4 protein-coding genes are annotated in these 7,660 nt (G+C 55.6%); 1 reads left to right on the forward strand and 3 read right to left on the reverse strand.

Translation table 11 applies throughout. The features are described from left to right. Positions 1-247: 247 nt before the first annotated feature. Together NKJ91_RS32945 and NKJ91_RS32950 are read right to left on the reverse strand one after the other, a co-directional pair. Positions 248-1,120, reverse strand: coding sequence for a nucleotidyl transferase AbiEii/AbiGii toxin family protein (locus tag NKJ91_RS32945; protein ID WP_352458832.1), 873 nt, complete (start codon positions 1,118-1,120; stop codon positions 248-250). Positions 1,121-1,128: 8 nt separating this feature from the next. Beyond that, positions 1,129-2,022 (reverse strand): type IV toxin-antitoxin system AbiEi family antitoxin domain-containing protein, encoded by an 894-nt coding sequence (locus NKJ91_RS32950; RefSeq protein ID WP_352458833.1) that lies wholly within the window; start codon positions 2,020-2,022, stop codon positions 1,129-1,131. 284 nt (positions 2,023-2,306) lie between these two features. Between NKJ91_RS32950 and eruA the strand changes: the two genes are divergently transcribed. Further along, positions 2,307-6,413, forward strand: coding sequence for an NACHT domain-containing antiphage protein EruA (gene eruA / locus NKJ91_RS32955; RefSeq protein WP_352458834.1), 4,107 nt, complete (start codon positions 2,307-2,309; stop codon positions 6,411-6,413). 16 nt (positions 6,414-6,429) lie between these two features. On the opposite strand, the gene NKJ91_RS32960 is transcribed toward eruA, so the two are convergent. Beyond that, on the reverse strand, positions 6,430-7,494 hold the full coding sequence (locus NKJ91_RS32960) for a hypothetical protein (protein WP_352458835.1): 1,065 nt from the start codon (positions 7,492-7,494) through the stop codon (positions 6,430-6,432). Between the last annotated feature and the right edge of the window lie 166 nt (positions 7,495-7,660).

The raw sequence follows: 7,660 nt of genomic DNA on the forward strand, positions 1-7,660 counted from the left end.
TATCATCGCGTCTCCCCAAAGAAAGCTTGACCCCAGCACTCCGGTGCTCAGGTTCTCCTGGCTGCCGGATGCGCACGTCTGCGGTCTTCACCGGATGCGTACGGAACACTGACAATCACGCGTCTCGAACTGACACGGGAATCTGCGGGAGATGACACACCAGATGGAGCAGTCCCCTCCACGTCTTGAAGACATCCTGATGTCGTGTCGGTGAGACGGGATCGACCTGATTCTTGCGCGGCGTCGCTTATTTGCGTTTCTGGCCGAACACCCGCTCCAAGTTCTCATACACCCCGCGATGCCGTTCTTCTGGCATGCGATCCAGATTGTGCAGCTTCCAGCGAACGGCGGGCAGCTTGTCCGCCCCTTCAAATCCGAGCAGATCCCATTGCGGGCGACGGGCTTTGAAGGAGAGCAGGAATTTTCGCTGATCGTCGGTCAATGCCTGATTTAGCCCGGTGATCAGCCGCTCGCGAACGTCGAGCAATTCATCGAGGCTCACCTCGATCTGCGACATGCGCAGAAATTCTCCTTCGTAGATGCCGGCAATGTCCTTGCGGGTTGGTTGTAGGAGTTCAGCCATCGTTCGGTTGTGACTGATGAGGTAGACGAGAAAAGTCTTCACCAAATCTTCGGTCAGCCCTTCATTCTCGAGCAGCAATTTGATATCGAAGAGATCACGCGGATGTTGGCGGTCAAGCGCCGCGCAGATTTTTCCGGCATATAGATCGGGGATCGAAAGAAGCTGCATCTCGACGTAACCGAATTGCTCTTCGACTGCGGGCGACACCTCCCGTAGCTCCTCGGGGAATACTGAGCCGCGCAGCACAGGGGAGAGTTCGATCTTGATCCGATCGCCGCCTTGGGTCACGAAAAGACGCAAGGCATCCCGCTGATCTTCGTACGATCTGATGATCTCCGTATCGGGCATCGCCTTTGAGATCGCATCAGCAATGCGCGAGAGCGCTTCAGCAATCTTCTTAAGCGCTTCGTCACGCTCGTCCATGGGCAGATAGACGAGATCGATGTCGACGGAGAGCCGCGGCAGATCGCGAACAAAGAGATTGATGGCGGTGCCGCCTTTGAGGGCGAAACACGTCTCCGCCGCGACCAGCGGCAAGACACGCGTCAGGAGTCGGACTTGTCTGTAATAAGGGCTGGTTGTGTCCACATCTCCTCCGGAACCGTTATGCGGTATTTTGGATCGAGTCTGCCGCCTCTGACCAGCATTCTGTTACCGCTACCAAGGCCAAGCTCATCAAGCGCTTCGGGTTTGGGAAGCTTCTTCAGCCAGGCGTAGGAATGACGCTCGGCCATCCAGTAGAACAGCCTGCGCAATTTGACGCTCGTGCACTTGCGCAAGAGTTGCTCCATGCGCCTTGGTGAGAGCGTGGTCATGCCCTGGAGAAGCTGGTCGGCGTGCTCGAAGGATATGGCGCCCGGCACGTCCATCAGGACTTCAAGGTAAGCCCGCTCGGGCGATGACATGGTGAACGGCCAAGCGCCTGTCCGCTGACCCGGTATGCTGCTATCCACGAGCGTTCGCTCGTTTGTGTCGTACTCGCGGTTGACGAGGCCGGAACCGCCTAGCGAGGAGAGACGATTGTGGCGAACGAACTGGACTGAAGGCAGCGCACTCCCTAGCCAGGCCGGCAAAACGTCTTTGCCGTAAAGATGGACCGCGCGTTGCCTCGACAATGGCAGGTAGTGCGCAAATCCTTGCAATTCGAGCGCTGTCAATCCGCCGACACTTAGATCCGTGCGGAAGATGGTCTGCAGTGCGGTGACGATGCCCTGCCAGGTAAGGTGTGTACTGGGGCGTATATAGACACCGGACGCGACCAGCGTGAGCTGCCTGCTTTTGACCAGATTATCGAGCGCGTGGCGATCGAAGTCCGGATTCTGCTCGGACAGCCAACGCTTCGTCACCGGTAGCCCCTCAGGCACCAGGTTTCGCAGCAATTGTCTTCGGTCGGTGTTCGTTGGCATAGGTTTAAAAAACACTTTCGATGCGGCGATCATCGCCGTATTTTGCGACTCTCAGAAACTATCACTTTTAAAGTGAATTTACAATCTTTCAAAAATGCGGCGATGATCGCCGCAAATTTAAATATTTGCAAACAAGCACTCTACTCAATACGCGAGGCTCAGCGGGTTCTTTCGTGTTCGTCCGATAGGCGCCGCGCGTCAGCACGATGGAGTTGACGGGAACTACTGAACGAATCCAGGCACACGCCAGTCACGTGCGTTCCACCAATCTTAAATTGCAGCTTGGGTGAGACATTGGCGGCGCTTATGCTGCATGAATGGACCAAAATTATATTCCACGATCGCTCTATCACGGGGACAGGATCATTTCAGAGGCGGCTTTGCTCGCCGAAGAGGCACTCATTGTTGTGCTAGCAGAACCAGGTGCTGGCAAGAGCGATCTTCTGACGAGCATGGCCGCCCATTTAGGTGGTGAATTCTGCACAGCAACCAGCTTCCGTCACCGCTCGGTGATAGCCGAGGTTCCGTCATTGGTCATCGATGCTCTCGATGAAGTGGCCCGTATAGACCAATCTGCAATTGATCAGATCATCGTCAAGGCAAAGGAGTCGCAGGCGGGTATCGTCGTGCTGGCCTGTCGCTCCAGTGAATGGGACCCGGCACGAACCCGGCTTTTGCAACAGTGCTTCGGCTCTGAGCCGGCCGTGGTACGGCTTTTGCCGTTTTCCGAAGCGGAACAGAAGCTGCTTTTTGAAGCCTATCTTCCGGGAGAGGATTTCACAGCGTTCCTCAATGAAGCTGCTCGCTTCGAGCTCGTGCCGCTTTTAGGTAATCCACAATTTCTCAAGCTCTTCTCTGACGCCTATGTGCAGAGCGGTCGGAAGTTCGTGACAAAAAGCAGGATTTTCGTTGACGCGGTCGAGAGGCTGACCTCGGAGCGAAGCGCATCGCCAAAACAGCGCGGACGGCCGCCCTCTGATGCAATTATCCGCGTCGGAGAAGAGCTCTTTGCAAAACTGCTGTTATCGGGATCAACAGGCTTATCTTCTGTAGAGCAGCCAGGCGATATGGATTTCCCGTATCTGCGGGCGGTCAGCACCGCTGACCTGTCATTGTTGCAATCCACGCTCGACACGCGGCTCTTCAAACCATCAGCCACACCCGCGAGGCACGAGCCGGTGCATCGCATCGTTTCAGAATATTGTGCCGCACGCTATCTTGCGACACGCATTGACGATGCTACCGATCCGCTTTCCCTTGGCCGGTGTCTCGCGGTAATCGCGCCCAACAGCGTAGTGCGCGACGAGCTTCGGGGCATGCTCGGATGGATGGCGGCTGTAGGAAGTCCCCATATCCAACGGGCTTGTATCGACGTCGACCCTTATGCGGTGCTGGCCAACGGCGACCCGTCGCAACTTACGTCGTCATCCAAGCATCTTCTCATGACACGACTGCGCGAGCTCTCAAAAATCGATCCGTATTTCCGCCGCAGCGACTCCTGGCGGCGATTTAGCGTGGCTGGCCTCTTCAGCGTCGATATGGTCGATGACCTGAAAGAGCAGCTGACTGGCGACAAAGTCGCGCCCGAGTTGCGCGATCTTCTTCTCGAACTTCTTCAAGCATCCGACGCTATCCCGCACCTCGAAGAAGAGCTTTGCTGCATCATGCTCGACGCTGACAACCAGTTGTCGTCTCGTATGCGTGCGCAGCACCTTCTCACGGAATTGCCGGACCGCGACCGCGGGCCGGATGTCACAACCCTGATAGCGATGGGCGATACAGCCTCGTTGCGTATCGCGACTGATATCATCACCGAATTGGGTATGAAGGTGATCGGAAGGGAGCAGGTACTCGCCTTGCTCCAAAGAATTGCAGCAACAGGGAAGGTCAGGAAACGACGCGATCAAGCGGCGCCGGAGCTTCGTTTTTACGTGAGGCAGTTTATCAGCACGTTCGACCTGCCCGGCACAGAATGGCTTCTCGACGAGCTTACCCGTGGCCTCACCTGCACATGCGGTGCAACACGCGAACATCGATGCAATTGTCGTATCGAGGTCAGCAAGATCGCCGGCTCACTGCTTGACCAATATTTCAAGCTGTCGACCAATACACATGCGCCAGACAAAATTTGGGGATGGACGAAATCTCTGACGTTTGATCGCACCAAATCGTCAGATCAGAGCATCGCAGTGCAGGCACTGACCGAGAACGACGAATTACGGCAGGCGATACATCGGCTCGCTTTCGCAGGTTGTGCCGACGACAAGGACGTATGGGACGTTCGGATGCGCCTCTCGATGAGCCAGCGTCATTCGGGGTTGCAGATGAACCTACGTGATTATCGTGCCCTGCTCGACCATGCCTTTGAAACGGGCAATGCCGCATTGTGGGGCGGATTTTATTCCATGCATAACATTTATTCGGAAAAGAAAGGTCCAGACGATTTCCGGGCCTTGATGCGCAGGCAAGGACGCGAACGATCAGAGCTGCTCAGAATCTGGTCCAAGCGTGAGCGTGAAACCCGTTCATTGATAGACAAGGATCGGTATCGCTGGCCGAGATCAAACCGTAGATGGCAACGCAAGGAAGATCAAACCAAACTAGCGAGGCTAGCCTTTTTTCGAGAAAATTTGGCAAGAATCGAGGCCGGTGCGCACTGGGGTGCACTCCGACTGATTGCCGACTACTACCTTCTCCAACCCGAAAAGATGGGTGAGATATTCGATGACGTTCGCAGCGCTGACAGAGCGCTTCTGAACAGCTTCCCCTTGCTCGACGAGCATGTTCCGACTCTATCAGCTCTTTCTCAACAACGGAAGGCGGTCACGCGGGTGCTGCACGCCGCATGTCTCGCATATTTTCGCGGGTCAGGAACTCTTGAGCGGATCGATCGTAAAGTCCTTGCCGCCGTGAAGACTGATTTGGGGGGGTATGGTGGATATGGGGAAGGAGAAGGCAAGGCTTTGGAAGCCGAGATCGATCGACTGCTGTTTGGGGATCTTTCGGATGTCGAAGCCTATGCGCGAGAATTTATCGAACCCCAGCTAACTCAACCGGGCGACCCACCTACCGATGTCGGCTGGCTTCGTCACAAACAGGCATTCAAACCTCTTCAAAAAACACTGGCGTTGGAATGGCTGGAGCGGTTTCCGGAAATGCCCAAGGGGGCCAGAGATACGCTCTTTGACATCTGTGCGGAGCATGCTGATCGCTCAAGACTACGGCACTTAATCGAACAACAATGTGCGGCGTGGACCGGGCGTGAAGCTACGACCGACGACGAAAAGTCCGACCAAAAATTCTGGTTTCTGCGGGCACTATTCTTCCTAGAAGATCCGCCGGGAGCTGTTTGGGAAGCGCTAAAGGCTGATCCGCAGACGATAACCCGTTTGGAGCGTCGAGCGGGCCGGTTTTATCGGGATGACGCGGTGGGGTGGCCTGTGCTCTCGGCCAAGAAGGTATTTGCAATCTTAGACGCATACGTCGATGTATGGCCGAAGGTCTTTCTACCCAGCTCGTGGGGTACGGGCGACCCGCCCGGCGAAACGGCCTATCGCTTTCTGAGCGATGTGGTTCACCTAATAGGACGCGATTCTCCTGATCAGAGCCTCCCGGTCCTGGACAAGCTTTTGTCCGATGATCGCTTTGCTGATTTCCACAGGGATGCCCGCAGCATGAAAGCTGCGGCGCACCGGAAACAGGCGCTACAGGATTTTCGAACGCCCTCTGCAAAGGACATCGTCAATTTTCTCGACCATAGCAAGATCGCCACCGTGGAGGATTTGCGTGCATTGTTGGTTGAAGAACTGGTGGAATACCAGCGATGGGTTCAGGGCGCCGAGACCGACCCGCTCAACATGTTCTATCCGGGCGGCGAGCACCTCGATGAAAATAGTTCGCGCGATCGGATCGTTGACCGGCTACAGGTGAAAATGTCGGCCTTGAACCTCTCGGTCACAATCGAACATCACATGGCGCATGCGAACCGATGCGACATCACAGCATCAGTGATTATTGACGGTCGACGGCGGCTGCTCGTCATCGAGGTCAAAGGGCAGTGGCATTCAAAGCTCTTTTCAGCCGCCTCGGCGCAGCTTCACGACCGCTATAGCGTGCACCCTGATGCGGCGGATCAAGGCATCTATCTCGTTCTATGGTTCGGGGCAGGTGAGAAAATCGCGGGGCGTAAAGACTTATCCATAACGACGACGGCACAGCTAAAGGACGCTATTATTGAACAGATGCCGGTCGATCTACGCCGGGTCATCGACGTGGTCATACTGGATCTTTCGCGAAGACCTTGCGGCTCGGGGGATGCAACAGGGGTGCGCAGCGACCCCCTTGCCAAGAAGGTGCGGAAAAAGCGTAGTACACCCGCACACATTTTGCGAAACGCGCGAACGGAGTTCGTTTGGTTCATCTGAACCGCGTTCGGATGCTTCAATTCAGCTTCATATTGCGAGGCCAGAGGCCGTCGACAAGCTTTTGGTCGAGGAATTTCTCCCCCATATCCTTTTCGCGTTTCTCTATCGCTCGCTTAAGTTCAGAGCGCTGTCGCTCGAATATGATCTGAGAATGATGGTTCAGTTTACATCCATCAAGCATCCGCCAGACGCGACGGTCAGCACTGCTCTTGAGGAGTTCGAAATCCGCTGACGCGGATATGCCATTGTCGGCTGACCTGAACTGCTCCAGCCAATGAACAATTGAGCGGCGGCGCTCCCTCCATCCTTCGGCATAGCGCCAGACATTTCCGAGCCAAGACGCCTGTATGTCCAGGCGCTCTAGGTCTTCGACACGCGGCGACGAAAGGCCCAGATAGCCCCGAACAATCATAGCCCGCCCCCGTCTCCAGATGGAGGGTGATTGGGCTTCAGAAATAGTCCAACCGATCAATCGCTGCTGGAGGTCTGGAGTCTCTGCGTGCAAGGTGCAATCGAGTAGCTCGCGGTCGTTTTCACAGAAGTCGAACGCTTCAATCTGAAGTGCCCACCCCTTGGGGCTCGTGCACGCGAAAGGCATGGTGAGAAGCCAGTCCGAGCCGAGGTTCGTTCGATATACAGTATGATGTCTCGTAGACAGGAGGTTACGCCATATCGAGGCAAAACGAATTGGGTCGCATTTGAGTCCAACGGAGACCATCGGATATAGGAGACCAGGCTCATGGACAGCGAGTTGATTCAGATTGTCAGCAGACTGAATCGAGAGGAAATCCGCAATAGCCTCAAAGGCGGTCGGCTCTGCGGTCCAGAGCGTTTCAAGGCCAGCGCTCGGAATGGTCCAGTCGGGACGCCGCCTGCCGCTTGCAAGGGTCGATTGATCCGAACGCTGAACAGCCTCAATTGCTTGGTCAATGATTTCTTGGCGCGCATCGGCATCGAACCCCAATCGAAATCGTTCGGCCAGCGTGAGAGCCGATTTATTGAGACCGTGCTGAAGCGTGACACTTCGAGTTTCCAGTTGAGTGTCATCGGTTGCAAAATTGGAAATGGACGTCGCCGGCAATGGTCGCTTCTCTGCGTCCAAGACTGACCGCAGTTTGGAGTGCGCCCCTCGGACCGGACAGGGTGAACAAGCAGAATTGACTTGGAAGCCGGGCTTTCGAAGGATGGAAGCCCATGGTGACTTATCGCACGCACAGCATCGAGTTCAAACGTCAGGTAGTGCAGGA

This window comes from Mesorhizobium sp. M0040 (assembly GCF_040323505.1).
In the GTDB taxonomy this organism is placed as follows: Bacteria; Pseudomonadota; Alphaproteobacteria; order Rhizobiales; family Rhizobiaceae; genus Mesorhizobium.

Excerpts from the sequence above, each read along its gene's own strand:
- NKJ91_RS32950 (WP_352458833.1), bottom strand. The coding sequence starts at position 2,022 with ATGATCGCCGCATCGAAAGTGTTTTTTAAACCTATGCCAACGAACACC.
- eruA (WP_352458834.1), top strand. The coding sequence starts at position 2,307 with ATGGACCAAAATTATATTCCACGATCGCTCTATCACGGGGACAGGATC.